The organism is Mycobacterium sp. 852002-10029_SCH5224772 (assembly GCF_001667315.1).
Classification (GTDB): domain Bacteria; phylum Actinomycetota; class Actinomycetes; order Mycobacteriales; family Mycobacteriaceae; genus Mycobacterium.
In genome coordinates this window covers 87,550-106,802 of the sequence record NZ_LZHT01000041.1, presented here as the reverse complement: position 1 = coordinate 106,802, position 19,253 = coordinate 87,550, and the positions used below count along the sequence as shown (strand labels likewise).

The window sequence follows — 19,253 nt, the reverse complement described above, 5'->3', positions numbered from 1 at the left end:
GACTGAGAAGAGTTGGCCATCAAAAGGCGGAGACAGCGGAATACTCGAATTATGCGGTTGGACCACGTCGTGCTCTGGACGAAAGATCCGCGGGACTCGATGGACTTCTACACGCGCGTCGTCGGCCTGCAGCCGCTCCGATTCGCCGAATTCGAGGCCGGAGACGCGCCTTTCCCGAGCGTGCGGATCTGTGCGGACTCGATCATCGACTTGATGCCGCCTGAAAACGTTCCAGGTACCGAGGCTTTGACCCGGGTCGAAGGCAGCGCCGGCCACCGGGTCAACCATGTCTGCCTCGCACTGTCCAAGGCCGAGTACGACGCGCTGGACCGGCGTCTGCAAGACGAAGGCGTGGATACCAGCGCGCGGTTGAATCACAGCTTCGGTGCGCGCGGTTGGGCGCCGCAGGGATTCTATTTCCCTGATCCCGACGGCAACGTGATCGAGGCGCGCTATTACGAGTAGCGACCAACCTGCATGGTCGCGAGTCGGGAACCGGCTGTCGTTAACAGGGCAGGACAGTGGCGACCCGCTGCGCCCCGGCTCTGCCGGAACTGGCGATCGCCACAGGGCAGATGGTGGCGACCCGCTGCACCCCGGCTCTGCCGGAACTGGCGATCGCCACAGGCGGTAGCCTGGACTTTTCCAGCTGCGTGTATATCGGGAGAGGACCTGGCCGGCAAGGCCGATGATTGATGAACCGGAAAAACGTTATTCGCACCATCACGGTGATTGCTGTCGTGGTGCTGCTCGGCTGGTCGTTCTTCTACTTCAGCGACGACACTCGCGGCTATAAGCCCGTCGACACTTCCGTGGCGATGTCCCAAATCAACGGCGACAACGTCAAAAGCGCACAAATCGACGATCGCGAACAGCAGCTGCGCCTGACCCTGAAGAAGGGCAATGGCGACACGGACAACTCCGACAAGGTCATCACCAAATATCCGAGCGGGTATGCGGTCGACCTCTTCAACGCGCTGACCGCCAAGAACGCGAAGGTCAGCACCGTCGTCAACCAGGGCAGCATTCTGGGCGAGCTGCTGGTCTACGTCCTGCCGCTGCTGCTGCTCGTGGGGCTGTTCGTGATGTTTTCCCGCATGCAGGGCGGCGCCCGGATGGGCTTCGGATTCGGCAAATCGCGCGCCAAACAGCTCTCCAAGGACATGCCCAAGACCACGTTCGCCGACGTCGCCGGCGTCGACGAGGCGGTCGAGGAGCTCTACGAGATCAAGGACTTCCTGCAGAACCCCGGTCGCTATCAAGCGTTGGGCGCCAAGATCCCCAAAGGCGTGCTGCTCTACGGTCCGCCCGGGACCGGTAAGACCCTGCTTGCCCGCGCGGTGGCCGGCGAGGCCGGCGTCCCGTTCTTCACCATCTCCGGCTCCGACTTCGTCGAGATGTTCGTCGGCGTCGGCGCGTCCCGGGTGCGCGACCTGTTCGAACAGGCCAAGCAGAACAACCCGTGCATCATCTTCGTAGACGAGATCGACGCCGTAGGCCGCCAGCGTGGCGCGGGCCTGGGCGGCGGGCACGACGAGCGTGAGCAAACGCTGAACCAGTTGCTGGTCGAAATGGACGGGTTCGACCCGCGGGCCGGCGTCATTCTGATCGCGGCCACCAACCGGCCGGACATTCTGGACCCGGCGCTGCTGCGGCCCGGCCGCTTCGACCGGCAGATCCCGGTGTCCAACCCGGACCTGGCGGGTCGCAAAGCGGTGCTGGAGGTGCACTCCAAGGGCAAGCCGATCGGCCCGGACGCCGACCTCGCCGGGCTGGCCAAGCGGACCGTCGGCATGACCGGCGCCGACCTGGCCAACGTCATCAACGAGGCAGCGCTGCTCACCGCCCGGGAGAACGGCACCGTCATCACCAGCGCCGCTTTGGAAGAGGCGGTGGACCGGGTGATCGGCGGCCCGCGCCGCAAGGGCCGCATCATCAGCGAGCAGGAAAAGAAGATCACCGCCTATCACGAAGGCGGCCACACGCTGGCGGCCTGGGCGATGCCCGACATCGAGCCGATCTACAAGGTGACGATCCTGGCGCGGGGCCGCACCGGCGGTCACGCGGTGGCGGTGCCGGAGGAAGACAAGGGACTGCGGACCCGCTCGGAGATGATCGCGCAATTGGTGTTCGCAATGGGCGGGCGCGCCGCCGAGGAACTGGTCTTCCGGGAGCCGACGACCGGCGCGGTGTCAGACATCGAACAGGCCACCAAAATCGCGCGCGCCATGGTCACCGAGTTCGGGATGAGCTCCAAACTCGGTGCGGTCAAATACGGTTCGGAACACGGCGACCCGTTCCTGGGCCGCACCATGGGAACGCAAGCGGACTATTCGCACGAGGTCGCCCGCGACATCGACGACGAGATCCGCAAGCTGATCGAGGCCGCACACACCGAGGCGTGGGAAGTCCTCACCGAATACCGTGACATCCTCGACATCCTCGCGGGCGAGCTGCTGGAGAAGGAAACCCTGCACCGGGCCGAGTTGGAGAGCATCTTCTCCGGCGTCGAAAAGCGGCCGCGGCTCACCATGTTCGACGATTTCGGTGGCCGCATCCCCTCGGACAAGCCGCCGATCAAGACGCCCGGCGAGCTGGCCATCGAGCGTGGCGAGCCCTGGCCGCCGCCCACACCCGAGCCGGCCTTCAAGGCGGCCATCGCGCGGGCCAGCGAAGCGGCACGGCTGGAGGCTGACCGAAACGCCAATGGCGGCAACGGTTCTTACGGGAGCCAGGGCAGCGGTAAGCGTCAGGGCGCGCCGCACGAACCCACCCAGCCCGATTACGGCGCGCCGGCCGGTTGGCGAGCGCCGGGATGGCCACCACAGCAATCGCCGCAGCCGCAGCAATCGCCGCAGCCACAGCAATCGCCGCAGCCGCAGCAGCACTATTGGCATCCGCCGGCACAGCCGGCACAGCCTGGACAGCAGCCCTATTGGCAGCAACCGGCGCCCAGCTACCCGGGGCCACAGGCGTATCCGGGACGGCAGGGCCATGCGGGCAACCAGCAGGGATATCCGGGTCGCTCTGGTCAGCCGGGTCAGGCGGGTCAGGCGCAGCCGCCGTACCCGCCGTATCCGCCGTACCCCCCGCCGGGCCAGCCCGCCCCGGAGGGTGGCTCGCCCGACCGGCAGGATGACGACGTAAGCCGGTCCAATCCGCCGGCCCACGGCTGAGCAAACGGAGGATTCGATGGCACTGCCGGACACTGCGATGCGCCAGATACGGGTCTTCGACCACGAACGTGCCGAGGCCGCGGTCCGCGAGTTGCTGTACGCGATCGGCGAAGACCCGGACCGGCACGGCTTGCGCGAAACCCCGGCCCGCGTCGCCCGCGCCTATCAGGAGATGTTCGCCGGGCTCTACACCGATCCCGACAGCGTGTTGAACACCATGTTCGACGAGCAACACGACGAGCTGGTGTTGGTCAAGGAAATCCCGCTGTACTCCACCTGCGAACACCACCTGGTGTCGTTCCACGGGGTGGCCCACGTCGGCTACATCCCCGGCAACGACGGCCGGGTCACCGGCCTGTCGAAGATCGCGCGGCTGGTCGACCTGTACGCCAAGCGGCCCCAGGTGCAGGAACGGCTCACGAGTCAGATCGCCGACGCCCTGGTGAAAAAGCTCAATCCGCGCGGGGTGATCGTCGTGGTCGAAGCCGAGCACCTGTGCATGGCGATGCGTGGTGTTCGCAAACCGGGAGCGACCACCACGACCTCGGCGGTGCGAGGTCTGTTCAAAACCAACGCCGCTTCTCGAGCCGAAGCGCTCGACCTCATCTTGCGTAAGTGAGCCCGGCGCCTGTGCAGGTAATGGGAGTTCTGAACGTCACTGACGATTCGTTCTCCGACGGCGGCCGCTACCTCGACCCCGACAAAGCCGTGGCGCAGGGACTGGCGCTGGTCGCCGACGGCGGCGGCATCGTCGACGTCGGGGGGGAATCGACCCGGCCCGGCGCCACCCGCGTCGACTCCCGGGTCGAGACGTCCCGGGTCGTTCCCGTCGTCAAAGAGCTTTCGTCACAAGGCGTTACGGTGAGCATCGACACCATGCACGCCGATGTCGCGCGGGCGGCGCTGGGCAGCGGCGCGCGAATCGTCAACGACGTGTCGGGCGGCCGTGCCGATCCCGCCATGGCGCCGCTGCTGGCCGAGGCGAAAGTGCCTTGGGTGCTGATGCATTGGCGATCTGTTTCGGGCGAGCGTCCGCACGCGGCCCCGAACTACCGCGACGTGGTCGCCGAAGTGCGCGCCGAGCTGCTTGCCAGCGTCGACGCCGCGGTGTCCGCCGGTGTCGACCCCGCCCAGCTGATGATCGATCCCGGCCTGGGATTCGCCAAGACGGGACAACACAATTGGGCGCTGCTGCATGCCTTGCCGCAATTGGTCGCCACCGGGATCCCGGTGCTCCTGGGCGCATCGCGCAAACGGTTCCTCGGTACGTTGTTGGCCGGGCCCGACGGCTCCCCGCGGCCGCCCGACGGGCGTGAGACGGCGACCGCGGTGATTTCCGCACTGGCCGCGCTGCACGGGGCGTGGGGGGTGCGGGTGCACGACGTGCGCGCGACGGTCGATGCGCTCAAGGTCGTGACGGCGTGGAACGACCGAACGCACACTGGGCTGGCTGGAGACGATGGCTGATCGAATCGAGTTGCGCGGGTTGAAGGTTCGCGGACAGCACGGAGTTTTCGACCACGAACGCGCGAACGGGCAGGACTTCGTTATCGACGTCACGGTGTGGATCGACCTGGCGTCGGCCGCCGCCACCGACGATCTGGCCGACACCTACGACTACGCCGCGCTGGCCCAACTGGCGGCCGATGTCGTGGCAGGACCCGCGCGCAACCTGATCGAAACCGTCGGGGCCCAGATCGCCGATCAGGTGATGGACGACGAGCGCGTGCACGCCGTCGAGGTGGTGGTGCACAAGCCGCAAGCTCCGATCCCGCAGCAGTTCGCGGACGTCTCGGCGGTGGTGCGGCGGTCGCGGCGCGGCCGCGGTTCGGTGGTGCCGCTATGACGCATGTGGAGTGGCGCCCATGACCAGAGTGGTGCTGTCCGTCGGCTCCAACCTGGGTGACCGGCTTGCGCGGTTGCAGTCCGTCGTCGACGGCCTGGGGGACACGGTGCTCGCCGTGTCACCGGTGTACGAGACCGACCCGTGGGGCCGGATGGATCAGGCACCGTTTCTCAACGCGGTGCTGATCGCCGACGACCCGGCCCGCGACGGGCAGGGCTGGCTGGCCCGGGCGCAGGAGTTCGAGCGGGCGGCGGGCCGGGTCCGCGGCGAACGCTGGGGCCCGCGCACCCTCGACGTCGACCTCATCGCCTGCTACGGGCAAACCGAGGTGACGTCCCGGGAGAACAACCTGACGCTGCCGCACCCGCTGGCGCATTTGCGGGCCTTCGTGTTGATCCCCTGGCTGGCCGTCGACCCGGACGCACAACTGACGCTGGCCGGCGGGCCGCAACCGGTCGCGGGACTGCTCGCCCAGCTGGAAGAGGCCGACCGCGAGGGTGTGCGGTTGACCGGCCTGACGCTTCGGCCGGACGGCACGTCCCCGGCCGACCGGGGGCCGAACGCCTGATGGGACCCACCCGTAAGCGTGACCTGACGGCCGCGGTGGTCGGCGCTGCCGTGGTGGGTTACCTGCTGGTCAACGGCCTGTACCGGTGGTTTCCCCCGATCACGGTGTGGACCGGGTTGTCGCTGCTGGCGGTGGCCATCGCCGAGGCGCTGTGGGCGCGCTACGTGCGCGCCAAGATCAGCGACGGCGAAATCGGACCCGGCCCCGGCTGGTTGCATCCGCTCGCGGTGGCACGCAGCCTGATGGTCGCCAAGGCCTCGGCGTGGGTGGGGGCGTTGATGCTGGGCTGGTGGGTCGGACTGCTGGTGTATTTCCTGCCGCGCCGGTCCTGGCTACGGGCCGCCGCCGAGGACACCTCCGGAACGGTGGTGGCGGCCATCAGCGCACTGGCATTGGTGGTTGCCGCGCTGTGGCTGCAACATTGCTGCAAGTCCCCGCACGACCCGACCGAACACGGCGAGGGCGCCGAAACCTAGGGGCAATCAATCCGCCGATCAACCCAGGTGAGAATCGCCGGAGTCGGGCGACACGCGGATTGACCTCGCACAGGTACAGTCAGGCCATGACCGTTCTGTCCCGCGGCGCCCGGGTCCGGCGCGGCGGCCGCAGGCCGGGGTGGGTGCTCTTGACCGCGTTGCTGGTCCTCGCGATAGGTGCCAGTTCCGCATTGGTTTTCACCAATCGGGTGGAACTCCTCAAGCTCGCTGTAATCCTGGCGCTGTGGGCCGCAGTCGCCGGCGCCTTCGTTTCCGTGCTCTATCGCCGCCAAAGCGATGCCGACCAAGCCCGCGTCCGCGACCTCAAGCTGGTCTACGACCTCCAGCTGGACCGGGAGATTTCGGCCCGGCGTGAATACGAACTGACCGTCGAGTCCCAGCTGCGCCGCGAGTTGGCCTCCGAACTGCGCGCCCAGGCCGCCGACGATCTGGCCGAGCTGCGCGCGGAACTGGGCGCGTTGCGGACCAGCCTGGAAATCCTGTTCGACACCGACCTCGCGCACCGCCCCGCCCTCGGGACCGTCGAGACCGAGCCGCAGCCGGAGCGGGCGTACAGCGAGTGGGATCGCAACGGCGAGGGTCGCCGCGATAACCCCGTCGATTGGGTGTCCAGCGATCGGGTCACGTCGGTGCCCGAGGACAACCCGCACGGCCGCGCCGACGAGACGGCCATCATCGACGTGCCCGAAGAGCCCCTGTTGCCGCCCCGGCAGCCGCCGCCACCCCGGCGGGAGCGGACCCGCTACCAGTACGAACCGGCCCCAGAACCGGTGTATCCGACGCCGGAGCCCGCCTACGCCGCACCGCCGGAACCGCGGTTCGAACGTCGTCACCAACCGCCGCCACCGCCGCGACCTGAACCCGAACCCCCGACCGCGCCGGAGCCCGAACCCCGGCCCCAGCCGGAACGGCAACGCCAGGACTGGCAGCCGACGGCCGCCGAAGGGCAGTGGTTGTCGCCCGGATCGCCCGGCAGCGACTGGGCCGGCGCCGACTCGTCCGGGGAATCGGCGGGCGGGCGGCGCGCCCGGCATTCGGGCTTCGATGAATCCCGGGGTGAATCCCGCGACGAATCCCGCGATGAATCCCGCGACGAAGCCTGGGATGGCCTGCCGGTCGAGCCGGTGCCCCCGCCGCCCTACACCGAGTCCGGGCGACGGGCGCGGTCACGCCACTCGGCGGAGTACCGCGATTACGGCGCGCGCAATTTCGCGCCGGGCAGCGAGCCGCCTGCCCCGGCGCCGCCCCCGCGCCCGGTGCACCAGGGTCCGCCCGCCGGCGCGCCCCCGCCACCGCGGGTGGCACCACCGGCGGCGCCGGAGCACGCGCCCCGGCACGGCGGTGAACCGCAGCCAGAGGACGCCGACAGCGCTGGAGAAACCACCACGACGGGCGGCCAGTCGGTGGCCGATCTGCTGGCCCGCCTGCAGGTACAGCCCTCCGAGGGTGGCCGGCGCCGTCGCCGCGAGGGCTGAGCTGGGAGCTTCCTCACATTGGGAAACGCCTGGTAATCGACTAGAGTCTCAGTGACCGAACGGTACCCACCCAGTGGGACCGGAACGAACCAAGAAATCAGTGAGGTCGTCTGCGATGGTGCAGTTCGACGGTCTGCGCCCGGCCAGGCTCAAGGTGGGAATCATCTCCGCCGGCCGGGTGGGCACCGCGCTCGGTGTCGCGCTGGAGCGCGCGGACCACGTCGTGGTGGCGTGCAGCGCCATCTCCCATGCGTCGCGGCAGCGGGCCCAGCGCTGGCTGGCCGACACCCCGGTCGCGACGCCGCCGGACGTCGCCGCCGGTGCCGAACTGTTGCTGCTCGCGGTTCCCGACAGCGAACTCGCCGGCCTGGTGTCGGGGCTGGCCGCGACGTCGGCGGTGCGGCCCGGAACGATCGTGGTCCACACGTCCGGTGCGAACGGGGTGGGCGTACTCGGCCCGCTGGCCGACCAGGGCTGCATCCCGCTGGCGATCCACCCGGCGATGACGTTCACTGGTTCCGACGAGGACATCAGCAGGCTGCCGGACACCTGCTTCGGCATCACGGCGGCCGACGAGGTCGGATACGCGATCGGGCAATCGCTCGTCTTGGAGATGGGTGGAGAACCCTTCTGCGTCGCCGAGGAGGCCCGCGTCCTCTACCACGCGGCGCTGGCCCACGCCGGCAACCACCTCGTGACCGTGCTCGCCGACGCGGTGGAGGCACTGCGCGCCGCGCTGCGCGGCAGCGAGCTGCTCGGTCAACAGTCCGTCGACGACCAGCCTGGCGGCATCGCCGAACGCATCGTCGGGCCGCTGGCCCGGGCGGCGCTGGAGAACACGCTGCAACGCGGCCAGGCCGCGCTCACCGGTCCGGTCGCGCGGGGCGACGCCGCGGCGGTCGCCGGGCATCTGGCCGCTCTCGGCCGGGTCGGACCTGAACTGGCGCAGGCGTATCGGGTGAACGCCCTGCGAACCGCTCAGCGCGCGCACGCGCCCCAAGACGTCGTCGAGGTGCTGACCGCATGAAACCTAGCAAGCCACCGGCCTTCACGGCGGGCGAACTCAACCTGTACCCGAAGCCGCGCGACGTCACCGACGTCAGCCGCGCTCTGCGCCACACCGGCCGCCGGGTGATGTTGGTGCCCACCATGGGCGCCCTGCACGACGGCCATCTGGCGCTGGTGCGCGCGGCCAAGCGGGTGCCCGGGTCGGTGGTCGTCGTCTCGATCTTCGTCAACCCGCTGCAGTTCGGGGCCGGCGAGGATCTCGACGCCTACCCCCGGACCATGGACGACGACCTTGCGCTGCTGCGCTCCGAAGGCGTCGAAATCGTCTTCGCCCCAACGGCCACGGCGATGTATCCCGACGGGTTGCGCACCACGGTGCAGCCCGGACCGCTGGCCGCCGAGCTCGAGGGCCGCCACCGGCCCACCCACTTCGCCGGTGTGCTCACCGTCGTGTGCAAGCTGCTGCAAATCGTGCGCCCGGACCGGATCTTCTTCGGCGAGAAGGACTATCAGCAGCTGGTGATGATCCGTCAGATGGTCGCGGACCTCAATGTCGACGTTCAGGTCGTCGGGGTGCCGACCGTCCGGGAAGGCGACGGCCTGGCGATGTCGTCGCGCAACCGCTATCTGGACGCCACGCAACGTGAACTGGCCGTGACGCTTTCGGCGGCGCTGACCGCCGCTGCGCACGCCGCGCACCACGGCGGTGCGGCCGCGCTGGACGCGGCGCGCGCGGTGCTCGACGCCGTGCCCGCGCTCACGCTCGACTACCTCGAGCTGCGCGACGCCGGGCTCGGCCCGGCGCCCGCCCACGGCTGCGCCCGGCTGCTGGTCGCGGCGCGGCTGGGCACCACCAGGCTGCTGGACAACATCGAAATGCAGATCGAAACACCCGCCGGCACCGCTGGGCCGGACGGTAACCAGGAATACGCCCAATCACCTTGGAGGAACTGATGCTACGGACGATGCTCAGGTCGAAGATCCACCGGGCCACCGTCACGCAGGCCGACCTGCACTACGTGGGCTCGGTGACCATCGACGCCGATCTGATGGACGCCGCGGACCTGCTCGAAGGCGAACAGGTGACCATCGTCGACATCGACAACGGTGCCCGGCTCGTCACCTACGCCATCACCGGCGAGCGCGGCAGCGGGGTGATCGGAATCAACGGTGCCGCAGCGCATCTCGTTCACCCCGGTGATCTGGTGATCCTGATCGCGTACGGGACCATGGAGGAGGCGGAGGCCCGGACCTATCAGCCGCGGATCGTCTTCGTCGACTCCGACAACAAGCCGATCGACCTCGGCCACGACCCGGCCTTCGTGCCGTCGGATGCGGCCGAGCTGTTGGATCCCCGGATCGTTGCGCGGTAGCCGTGCTGCTGGCAATCGACGTCCGTAACACCCACACCGTCGTCGGGCTGATATCGGGCTCCAAAGACCACGCAAACGTCGTGCAGCAGTGGCGGATTCGCACTGAGTCGGAAATCACCGCGGACGAATTGGCGCTGACGATCGACGGTTTGATCGGCGAGGACTCCGAGCGGCTCACCGGTGCCGCCGCGCTGTCGACCGTGCCGTCGGTGCTGCACGAGGTGCGGCTCATGCTCGACCAGTACTGGCCGTCGGTGGCCCACGTGCTGATCGAGCCCGGGGTGCGCACCGGCATCCCGCTGCTGGTGGACAACCCCAAAGAAGTTGGCGCCGACCGAATCATCAACTGCCTGGCGGCCTTTCACCGCTTCCAGAGCCCCTCCATCGTCATCGACTTCGGATCCTCGATCTGCGTTGACGTCGTCTCGGCCAAGGGCGAATTCCTCGGCGGCGCGATCGCGCCCGGATTGCAGGTTTCCTCCGATGCCGCCGCGGCCCGCTCGGCGGCGCTGCGCCGCGTGGAGCTGACTCGGCCCCGCTCGGTGATCGGCAAGAACACCGTCGAGTGCATGCAGGCCGGGGCGGTGTTCGGCTTCGCCGGTTTGGTCGACGGCCTGGTGGGACGCATTCGCGAGGACGTGGACGGCTTCGCCGGTGACGACGTTGCGATCGTGGCTACCGGACACACCGCGCCGCTGCTGCTGCCCGAGCTACAGACCGTCAGCCATTACGAACAGCATCTGACCCTGCACGGCCTGCGGCTGGTCTTCGAACGCAACCGCGACGCCCAGCGCGGCCGCCTGAAGACGGCCCGCTAGAGCTCCCCGCCCGGGCTGCCGGTCAAACGGGCCGCCAGAGTTCATTTAAGCTGGCAGGTCGTGAGTGACGCCCCAGACGCCGGAGCAGATATTCCCGAGCAGTACCGAATCCGCCGGGACAAGCGCGCCCGGCTGCTCGCCGAGGGGCGTGACCCCTACCCGGTCGCCGTCGAACGCACCCACACGTTGGCGCAGGTCCGCGCCGCCCACCCCGACCTGCCGGTCGACACCGCGACCGATGACGTGGTCGGCGTCGCCGGCCGGGTGATCTTCGCCCGCAACTCGGGAAAGCTCTGCTTCGCCACGCTGCAGGAGGGTGATGGCACCGCCCTGCAAGTGATGGTCAGCCTCGACAAGGTGGGCAGGGAATCCCTGGACGCGTGGAAGACCGACGTCGACCTCGGCGACATCGTCTACGTGCACGGCAACGTGATCAGCTCACGGCGGGGCGAATTGTCGGTGCTCGCCGATTCGTGGCGGATGGCATCCAAGTCGTTGCGTCCGCTGCCCGTCGCGCACAAGGAGATGAGCGAAGAGGCGCGGGTGCGGCAGCGCTACGTCGACCTGATCGTGCGCCCGCAGGCGCGCACGGTGGCCCGGCAGCGGATCGCGGTCGTCCGCGCCATCCGCAACGCATTGGAACGGCGCGGCTTTCTCGAAGTCGAAACCCCAATGTTGCAGACGCTGGCCGGTGGGGCGGCCGCGCGGCCCTTCGTCACCCATTCCAATGCGCTGGACATCGATCTCTACCTGAGGATCGCACCGGAACTGTTCCTCAAGCGCTGCGTCGTCGGTGGTTTCGACAAGGTTTTCGAAGTAAATCGAGTGTTTCGAAACGAAGGCGCGGATTCCACCCATTCTCCGGAATTTTCGATGCTGGAGACCTACCAGGCGTACGGAACGTATGACGATTCGGCAGTAGTGACGCGCGAGCTTATTCAAGAGGTCGCCGATGAGGCGATCGGAACCAGACAACTACCGCTGCCCGACGGCAGTGTCTACGACATAGACGGAGAATGGGCTTCTATAGAAATGTACCCGTCGCTGTCGCAGGCGCTCGGTGAAGAGATCACGCCGGAGGCGACGGTCGAAAAGCTGCTCGGCATCGCCGATCGGCTCGGTGTCGAGATTCCCGGCGACCGGGGCTATGGACACGGAAAGATCGTCGAGGAACTGTGGGAGCACACGGTGGGCAACGCGCTCGTCGCGCCGGTGTTTGTGCGGGATTTCCCCGTCGAGACAACACCTTTGACGCGCCAGCACCGCAGCATCGCGGGCGTCACCGAGAAGTGGGACCTGTATGTGCGCGGGGTCGAACTGGCCACCGGGTACTCGGAACTGAACGATCCGGTAGTGCAGCGGGAGAGGTTCGCCGCCCAGGCGCGCGCGGCGGCGGCCGGTGACGACGAGGCCATGGCGCTCGACGAAGACTTTCTCGCCGCGCTCGAGTATGGGATGCCGCCATGTACCGGAACGGGAATGGGTATCGACCGGTTGTTGATGACTTTGACCGGACTGTCAATTCGGGAGACAGTTTTGTTCCCCATTGTTCGGCCACACTCGTAGTTGAAAACGCAACCCTGCAGCGTCCGTACAGATTGAGTATGCTGCGTTGTTATGGCACATTGGTGACCGGGGAGGTCGTTCCAATCTGCTCAGCAACTGCTCAGGACGAAATGCGAGGGTAAGCCAATGGCAAAAAAAGTGACCGTCACCTTGGTCGATGATTTCGACGGTGCCGGCGCAGCCGACGAAACGGTCGAATTCGGGCTTGACGGGGTGACCTATGAGATTGATCTTTCGTCCAAGAATGCCGCGAAACTTCGCGGGGATCTGAAGCAGTGGGTGGAAGCCGGCCGCCGCGTCGGCGGTCGCCGGCGCGGGCGTTCCGGTTCCGGACGCGGCCGCGGCGCCATCGACCGTGAGCAGAGCGCAGCAATCCGCGAATGGGCTCGCCGGAACGGGCACAACGTGTCGACGCGCGGTCGCATCCCGGCCGACGTCATCGACGCATTCCACGCGGCAACCTGACAGTCATCAAACCGGCGCCCGGGTTACCAGCCCGGGCGCCGGTTTGTTATTTCGCTGGGCGCGAAATAATCGTCGGGCGGCCCGGGAAACGAATTGGGACTTTGCAACGTTTCTCCGGATACGGCGCGGAGCGGCGCGGGCGGTCGCGGGTGAGATTTGGGCCGAAGGGACCAAGTTACGTCCGCAGCGAACGAGGCTGCACAAGTTAGGCCCGCCGGCAAGCCGACCATTACAGTGGATGGCAGGTACGCGATTCCGGCCACAGGGGACCGGCAAGGTTGCTAGAAGGGCCGCTGACAGGTTTGTACCGATGTGAGGGAGAGCAGGTAACCCGATGTTTGAAAGATTTACCGACCGTGCACGGCGGGTCGTCGTCCTGGCGCAAGAAGAGGCCCGGATGCTCAACCACAACTACATCGGCACCGAGCACATCCTGCTGGGTTTGATTCACGAGGGCGAAGGCGTCGCGGCGAAGTCGCTGGAGTCGCTGGGCATCTCGCTCGAGGGCGTCCGCAGCCAGGTCGAGGAGATCATCGGTCAGGGTCAGCAGGCGCCGTCGGGTCACATTCCGTTCACCCCGCGCGCCAAGAAGGTTCTCGAGCTGAGCCTGCGTGAGGCGCTGCAGCTGGGCCACAACTACATCGGTACCGAGCACATTTTGCTGGGCCTGATCCGTGAGGGTGAGGGCGTGGCGGCGCAGGTGTTGGTGAAGCTGGGTGCCGAGCTGACCCGGGTGCGCCAGCAGGTGATCCAGCTGCTGTCGGGTTACCAGGGCAAGGAGGCCGCGGAGGCGGGCACCGGTGGCCGTGGTGGCGAGTCCGGCAGCCCCTCCACGTCGTTGGTGCTCGACCAGTTCGGCCGCAACCTGACGGCGGCCGCGATGGAAGGCAAGCTCGACCCGGTCATCGGCCGCGAGAAGGAAATCGAGCGGGTGATGCAGGTGCTGAGCCGGCGCACCAAGAACAACCCGGTGCTGATCGGCGAGCCCGGCGTCGGCAAGACCGCCGTCGTCGAGGGCCTGGCGCAGGCGATCGTGCACGGCGAGGTCCCGGAGACGCTGAAGGACAAGCAGCTCTACACGCTGGACCTCGGCTCGCTGGTGGCCGGCTCGCGCTACCGCGGTGATTTCGAGGAACGCCTGAAGAAGGTGCTCAAGGAGATCAACACCCGCGGCGACATCATCCTGTTCATCGACGAGCTGCACACCCTGGTGGGTGCCGGCGCCGCCGAGGGCGCGATCGACGCCGCGTCGATCCTGAAGCCCAAGCTGGCCCGCGGCGAGCTGCAGACCATCGGTGCCACCACGCTCGACGAGTACCGCAAGTACATCGAGAAGGACGCGGCCCTGGAGCGTCGCTTCCAGCCGGTGCAGGTGGGGGAGCCGACGGTGGAGCACACCATCGAGATCCTCAAGGGTCTGCGCGACCGCTACGAGGCGCACCACCGGGTGTCCATCACCGACCCGGCGCTGGTCGCGGCGGCCACCCTGGCCGACCGCTACATCAACGACCGATTCCTGCCGGACAAGGCGATCGACCTGATCGACGAGGCGGGCGCCCGGATGCGGATCCGCCGCATGACCGCGCCGCCAGACCTGCGCGAGTTCGACGAGAAGATCGCCGACGCGCGCCGGGAGAAGGAGTCGGCGATCGATGCCCAGGACTTCGAGAAGGCGGCCAGCCTGCGGGATCGGGAGAAGCAGCTGGTGGCCCAGCGCGCCGAGCGCGAAAAGCAATGGCGCTCCGGCGACCTCGACGTGGTCGCCGAGGTCGACGACGAGCAGATCGCCGAGGTACTGGGCAACTGGACCGGCATCCCGGTGTTCAAGCTCACCGAGGCCGAGACCACCCGGTTGCTGCGCATGGAGGACGAGCTGCACAAGCGGATCATCGGCCAGGAGGACGCCGTCAAGGCCGTCTCCAAGGCGATCCGCCGCACCCGCGCCGGGCTGAAAGACCCCAAGCGGCCCTCGGGTTCGTTCATCTTCGCCGGCCCGTCCGGTGTCGGTAAGACCGAGCTGTCCAAGGCGCTGGCCAACTTCTTGTTCGGCGACGACGACGCGCTCATCCAGATCGACATGGGCGAGTTCCACGACCGGTTCACCGCGTCGCGGTTGTTCGGTGCCCCACCGGGATACGTCGGCTACGAGGAGGGCGGCCAGCTCACCGAGAAGGTGCGCCGCAAGCCGTTCTCCGTGGTGCTGTTCGACGAGATCGAGAAGGCGCACCAGGAGATCTACAACAGCCTGTTGCAGGTCCTCGAGGACGGTCGGCTCACCGACGGTCAGGGCCGCACGGTGGACTTCAAGAACACCGTGCTGATCTTCACCTCGAACCTCGGCACGTCCGACATCTCCAAGCCGGTCGGCCTGGGCTTCACCCAGGGTGGCGGTGAGAACAACTACGAGCGGATGAAGCAGAAGGTCAACGACGAGCTGAAGAAGCACTTCCGCCCGGAGTTCCTCAACCGCATCGACGACATCATCGTCTTCCACCAGCTGACTCGCGACGAGATCATCAAGATGGTCGACCTGATGATCCAGCGCGTCGGCAACCAGCTCAAGAGCAAGGACATGGCGATGGAGCTGACCGACAAGGCCAAGGCATTGCTGGCCAAGCGTGGCTTCGACCCGGTGCTGGGTGCCCGTCCGCTGCGGCGCACCATCCAGCGCGAGATCGAGGACCAGCTCTCCGAGAAGATCCTCTTCGAGGAGATCGGGCCGGGCCAGATCGTCACGGTCGACGTGGACAACTGGGACGGCGAAAGCGGCGGCGAGGACGCGGTGTTCACGTTCACCGGTACCCGCAAGCCGCCGGCCGAGCCGGACCTGGCCAAGGCTGGGGCACACGCCGCGCCGCAGGCGCCGGACGCGCAATAGCAGAAACAGCGGAAACGGGCGGACCGGTCTCGATAGGGACTACCGCCCGTTTTTGCTGCGCCCTACACTGACTGCTGTCCTGACGTGTCACGGAATCTGGTGAAAGTCCAGAACGGTCGCGCCACTGTCGAAAGTCAGACCCGAGGCCCGTCATCCCCAGCGGGGGCGCGTTATCCCCAGAAGGAGTCGATTGTGTCCCACCCGCAGCTAACCGGCGGCCGCACCCGGCCGGTTGATCTGTCGGCGGCCAGCGCCGCGCTCTGGCTGGCGGCGACCGCCTTTCTCGCGTTGTTGGCGCTGTACTTCGTCGGCGTCGACCAGGGGGCGGTGTCGCTGTTCGGCAGCGATTCGCATGTGCACGAGTTCGTGCACGACGCGCGCCATCTCCTCGGCTTCCCCTGCCACTGAGCAGGGAAAGCCCCGGTCTCGTGGAGAAACGCCTGATCGTGGGCGGTCTTCTGGCGGGTGCCGTCGGCGCGGTGTTGGCGTTCGTCTTCGCCCGCCTGTGCGCCGAGCCCGTCATCGGCCGCGCCATCGCTTTTGAGGACGGCCGCACCGACGCCGAGAACGCGCACGGCGTGCACGAGCACGGCGCCGAGCTGTTCACCCGGACGGTGCAGGCCAACGCCGGACTGGGATTCGGCGTGCTGATCTTCGGCCTCGCCATGGGTGCGTTGTTCGCGGTGCTGTTCACCGTCGTCTACGCGCGCACGAATGAGGCGCGGCCGCAGGCGCTTTCGTTGCTCCTGGCCGCCGGCGCGTTCGGGGCGGTGTATGTGGTGCCGTTTCTGAAGTATCCGCCGAACCCGCCGGCGGTCGGCCAGTCCGACACGATCGGCGCGCGCACCGGCTGGTATCTGGTGATGGTGCTGGCGTCGGTGGTGCTGGCGATCGGCGCGGTGTGGCTGGCGCGCCGGCTCGCCGACCGGTTCGGCGGGTGGAACGCGAGGCTGCTGGCGGCCGGGGGCTATCTGGTGGCGATCATCGTGGTGGCGGTGCTGCTGCCGGGCGTGGACGAGACGCCGGGACCGCTGCACGACGCGGCGGGCGCCATCATCTATCCGGGTTTTCCCGCCGATGTCCTCTACGAATTCAGGTTGGTATCGCTGGCAACCCAGCTGGTGCTGTGGGCGGGCATCGGCCTGGTCTTCTCGGTGGTGGCGTCCCGGCTGCTGGGTGAGCGCACCTCGAGCATCGCGGCGTGACTGAGGTCGTCCGCCTGACGTTCATATCGCATGCGATGACCGATGCGATGGCGGCCGGGCGCTTTCCCGCCGACGAGCCGCTGAACACGATCGGCCGCCGACAGGTTGGCGCCGTGGCCGACGAAATCGCCGGTGGGGGACGGCTTTTCGCCGGACCGGAACAGCGCACGCGGGAGACGGCGACGTTGCTGGGCTTGCAAGCCATCACCGAGCCGCGATTGTCCGACCTCGATTGCGGACGGTGGCGCGGCATGACGCTCGGGGATGTGCCTCCGGCACAACTCGAGGATTGGCTCACCGATCCTACCCGGGCGCCGCACGGCGGCGAGTCGATCGCCGAGCTCGTCGACCGGGTGGCCGGATGGCTGAAGTCGTTGACCGACAACACATTACCCACCGTGGCGGTGACGCACCCTGCGGTGGTCCGGGCGGCGACCTTGGTGGCGCTGGACGCCGCACCGGCATCGTTTTGGCGCGTCGACGTCGCACCGGCCGGCCGCGTCGTCATGCATTTCCGCGGCGGGCGGTGGGCGCTGCGTCTGTGACGCGTCCCGCCGGCCCTTCACCCATGCGGCTTTATCGAAAACCTGATAGCGCATCCGCCATCGAACCCCCAAGTCACCTGTCCCCAAGGTGAACTCGAGCGTGGCTTGCCGGCTATCCCGGCGCGATCAGGGCGAAGGCCTGTTTGGCGACCTGCAGCATCCAGCCGGTCACGGTCGGCCCGTGATCGCGCGGCCAGTTCAGCTGAAAGCTGACCACCCAGGGCTGCCGCGTCTTGTCGACGGCATACCAGCTGAACGTCAAATCACCCGGCAGGCCACCGGCTTTCGCGCCGATGTAGGGCCACACGTTGTGGTCCAGCTGGATACCGGCAACTGCGGACAGGATCTCTCGCACCGGCGCGGCCGCACCGACCGCGTCGGCCTGCAGCGCCGCATGGACCCGGCAGATGTCCTCGGCGTTGCCGTACCACTCCGCGCCGTACGAGGACGCCGGCGAGTGAGCACGCATCGGATCCGGGTCGTACGGCGTGGAATTCGCTTGCTCGAGCAGCTGGGCCCGGACTTGCGGGGATCCGTGTTCCCATTGGCCGCGCAGGTCGGGTCTGCCCCAGCCGACGGAGAACAGCTCGTACATGGTGGGGAAGGGAGTCATGCTGGCCGGATCGTGATGGCCGGCCGTGGCGAGCGCCTCGGAGATCGCGTGCGTGCCCATCTTGCCGATCAGCAAATCGGTCGCCATGTTGTCGCTGGTCGCGATCATCTTCTCGGCGGCCTTGCGAACCGAGACGTGGGCACCGGCGGGCAGCGCCAAACCCGACGACCCGACGGCCCGGCTCTTGTCGGTGACGGTCAGCTGGTCGTCCCAGGACACCGTTCCGTTTCTGATGGCGCCGGCCAGCGCGTGCAACACGTACAGCTTGAAAATCGATGCCAGGGGCAGGGATTCGCGGGTGTTGGTGCCCGCCACCGGGTTGCAGTGGCCGTCTTCGACCTTGGCGACCTGGTAGGAGTATCGCGCGCCGGTCTTGCTCAACACCGCGTCGACGTCGTGCCATGACTTGACCGTCGGGGCCTGGGTGTCCAGGTCGAACCGGTCCACCCACCCGCCGTCGTCGGTGTGGATCCGGATGTCTTGGCGGGCACCGTAGGACGACGTCAGGTGCAGCGTCGCCACGCTCGCGCCGATGTCCACACCGTCCAGGGTGAACGGGCGATCCCACCACAGCGCCTCCATGGTGGTTTCCACCGACTCGACCTTGTCCTGAGCGGCCAGCGTGCCGACCCCGACCGGGCCGATGGGCCAATCCGAGTTGAGCATGTCCAACGTCTGCTGGGCCCGAATGCCGGGTGGCGTCCGGGTGTCGATCTGCCGTCCCGGATTTGCCGCGTTCGCCTGCGGTGAGGGGGAGGGGGCGCAACCGGGCGCCGATGTCACGATCAGTGCGGTGGCGGCGCTCAGCGCCAGTGCGCGGCGCCAGGCCGGCCGCCCGCTAGCCAGCCTGCTTGTTTGCGGCAACGTCCAGCACAACCTCGAATTCCAGCAGAGACGCCCCGGTCGCCACCGGATTGGCCCGATGGCCGGCGTGGGCCTCGATGGCGGGACCCTTCGCCCACGCCTGGAACGCCTCATCGGACTCCCAGTGCGTCACCACGAAGTAGCGGTCCTCGCCCTGGACCGGACGCAGCAACTGGAAGCCGAGGAACCCGGGCTGATCCTCCACCGCATGCGCGCGGTGGGCGAACCGCTTCTCCAGTTCGGGGCCGGCGTCGGCGGGGACTTCGATTGCGTTGATCTTCACCACTGGCGGCATGCCGCTAGGCTACTCCGCCCCCAGGACGGTTCAACGAGGGCGGTCCACGCAAGATGGTGGC

The 19,253-nt window shown here is 67.8% G+C and carries 20 protein-coding genes; 18 read left to right on the top strand and 2 right to left on the bottom strand.

All coding sequences use genetic code 11. The features are described 5' to 3' along the window. The first annotated feature begins 51 nt into the window (after positions 1–51). The 18 genes from A5775_RS08940 to A5775_RS08855 all read left to right on the top strand — a co-directional run bounded on the left by A5775_RS08940 (position 52) and on the right by A5775_RS08855 (position 17,420). Complete coding sequence (locus A5775_RS08940; protein ID WP_067250889.1) at positions 52–465, top strand: VOC family protein; 414 nt, start codon at positions 52–54, stop codon at positions 463–465. A gap of 230 nt (positions 466–695) precedes the next feature. After that, positions 696–3,176, top strand: coding sequence for an ATP-dependent zinc metalloprotease FtsH (ftsH, locus tag A5775_RS08935; protein WP_067250886.1), 2,481 nt, complete (start codon positions 696–698; stop codon positions 3,174–3,176). 16 nt (positions 3,177–3,192) lie between these two features. Beyond that, positions 3,193–3,795 carry a GTP cyclohydrolase I FolE gene (folE, locus tag A5775_RS08930; RefSeq protein ID WP_067250883.1) on the top strand — a complete coding sequence of 201 codons (603 nt, stop codon included), beginning with the start codon at positions 3,193–3,195 and terminating at the stop codon, positions 3,793–3,795. Beyond that, positions 3,792–4,643: a dihydropteroate synthase gene (gene folP, locus A5775_RS08925; protein ID WP_156660629.1), complete on the top strand. Its 852-nt coding sequence runs from the start codon at positions 3,792–3,794 to the stop codon at positions 4,641–4,643. Before folE ends, folP begins: the two co-directional genes overlap by 4 nt. Continuing rightward, positions 4,636–5,022 carry a dihydroneopterin aldolase gene (gene folB / locus A5775_RS08920; protein ID WP_067250877.1) on the top strand — a complete coding sequence of 129 codons (387 nt, stop codon included), beginning with the start codon at positions 4,636–4,638 and terminating at the stop codon, positions 5,020–5,022. The genes folP and folB overlap by 8 nt, the downstream gene beginning before the upstream one ends. 19 nt (positions 5,023–5,041) lie before the next feature. Next, positions 5,042–5,590 carry a 2-amino-4-hydroxy-6-hydroxymethyldihydropteridine diphosphokinase gene (folK, locus tag A5775_RS08915; RefSeq protein ID WP_067250874.1) on the top strand — a complete coding sequence of 183 codons (549 nt, stop codon included), beginning with the start codon at positions 5,042–5,044 and terminating at the stop codon, positions 5,588–5,590. Then, the gene (locus A5775_RS08910) at positions 5,590–6,066 is read left to right on the top strand and encodes a DUF3180 domain-containing protein (RefSeq protein ID WP_067250870.1); all 477 of its coding nucleotides are present in this window, start codon (positions 5,590–5,592) and stop codon (positions 6,064–6,066) included. Before folK ends, A5775_RS08910 begins: the two co-directional genes overlap by 1 nt. Before the next feature lie 86 nt (positions 6,067–6,152). Further along, the gene (locus A5775_RS08905; protein WP_067250867.1) at positions 6,153–7,562 is read left to right on the top strand and encodes a DUF6779 domain-containing protein; all 1,410 of its coding nucleotides are present in this window, start codon (positions 6,153–6,155) and stop codon (positions 7,560–7,562) included. 115 nt (positions 7,563–7,677) lie between these two features. Next, a complete protein-coding gene (locus tag A5775_RS08900; RefSeq protein WP_067250863.1) occupies positions 7,678–8,589 on the top strand; it encodes a Rossmann-like and DUF2520 domain-containing protein in 912 nt (303 codons plus the stop codon). Further along, a complete protein-coding gene (gene panC, locus A5775_RS08895) occupies positions 8,586–9,524 on the top strand; it encodes a pantoate--beta-alanine ligase (RefSeq protein ID WP_067250859.1) in 939 nt (312 codons plus the stop codon). The genes A5775_RS08900 and panC overlap by 4 nt, the downstream gene beginning before the upstream one ends. Further along, the gene (gene panD, locus A5775_RS08890; protein WP_067250856.1) at positions 9,524–9,943 is read left to right on the top strand and encodes an aspartate 1-decarboxylase; all 420 of its coding nucleotides are present in this window, start codon (positions 9,524–9,526) and stop codon (positions 9,941–9,943) included. Before panC ends, panD begins: the two co-directional genes overlap by 1 nt. Before the next feature lie 2 nt (positions 9,944–9,945). Beyond that, a complete protein-coding gene (locus tag A5775_RS08885) occupies positions 9,946–10,761 on the top strand; it encodes a type III pantothenate kinase (RefSeq protein ID WP_067250853.1) in 816 nt (271 codons plus the stop codon). Between the two features lie 60 nt (positions 10,762–10,821). Beyond that, complete coding sequence (gene lysS / locus A5775_RS08880; protein ID WP_067250850.1) at positions 10,822–12,327, top strand: lysine--tRNA ligase; 1,506 nt, start codon at positions 10,822–10,824, stop codon at positions 12,325–12,327. A 126-nt stretch (positions 12,328–12,453) separates the two neighbouring features. Next, entirely contained in the window at positions 12,454–12,792 is a 339-nt protein-coding gene (gene lsr2 / locus A5775_RS08875) for a histone-like nucleoid-structuring protein Lsr2 (RefSeq protein WP_008263502.1), read from the top strand. Positions 12,793–13,126: 334 nt separating this feature from the next. Next, positions 13,127–15,670: an ATP-dependent protease ATP-binding subunit ClpC gene (clpC1, locus tag A5775_RS08870; RefSeq protein ID WP_067250847.1), complete on the top strand. Its 2,544-nt coding sequence runs from the start codon at positions 13,127–13,129 to the stop codon at positions 15,668–15,670. 192 nt (positions 15,671–15,862) lie between these two features. Further along, positions 15,863–16,078 carry a CbtB-domain containing protein gene (locus tag A5775_RS08865; protein WP_067250844.1) on the top strand — a complete coding sequence of 72 codons (216 nt, stop codon included), beginning with the start codon at positions 15,863–15,865 and terminating at the stop codon, positions 16,076–16,078. 20 nt (positions 16,079–16,098) lie between these two features. Then, on the top strand, positions 16,099–16,875 hold the full coding sequence (locus tag A5775_RS08860) for a CbtA family protein (RefSeq protein ID WP_067250841.1): 777 nt from the start codon (positions 16,099–16,101) through the stop codon (positions 16,873–16,875). Further along, positions 16,872–17,420 (top strand): histidine phosphatase family protein, encoded by a 549-nt coding sequence (locus tag A5775_RS08855; protein ID WP_067250837.1) that lies wholly within the window; start codon positions 16,872–16,874, stop codon positions 17,418–17,420. Before A5775_RS08860 ends, A5775_RS08855 begins: the two co-directional genes overlap by 4 nt. A gap of 112 nt (positions 17,421–17,532) precedes the next feature. Here A5775_RS08855 and A5775_RS08850 read toward each other — a convergent pair whose 3' ends face one another. Together A5775_RS08850 and mhuD are read right to left on the bottom strand one after the other, a co-directional pair. Continuing rightward, on the bottom strand, positions 17,533–18,897 hold the full coding sequence (locus A5775_RS08850) for a serine hydrolase (RefSeq protein ID WP_067250834.1): 1,365 nt from the start codon (positions 18,895–18,897) through the stop codon (positions 17,533–17,535). Further along, positions 18,872–19,192, bottom strand: coding sequence for a mycobilin-forming heme oxygenase MhuD (gene mhuD / locus A5775_RS08845; protein ID WP_067250831.1), 321 nt, complete (start codon positions 19,190–19,192; stop codon positions 18,872–18,874). Before mhuD ends, A5775_RS08850 begins: the two co-directional genes overlap by 26 nt. Positions 19,193–19,253 lie beyond the last annotated feature (61 nt).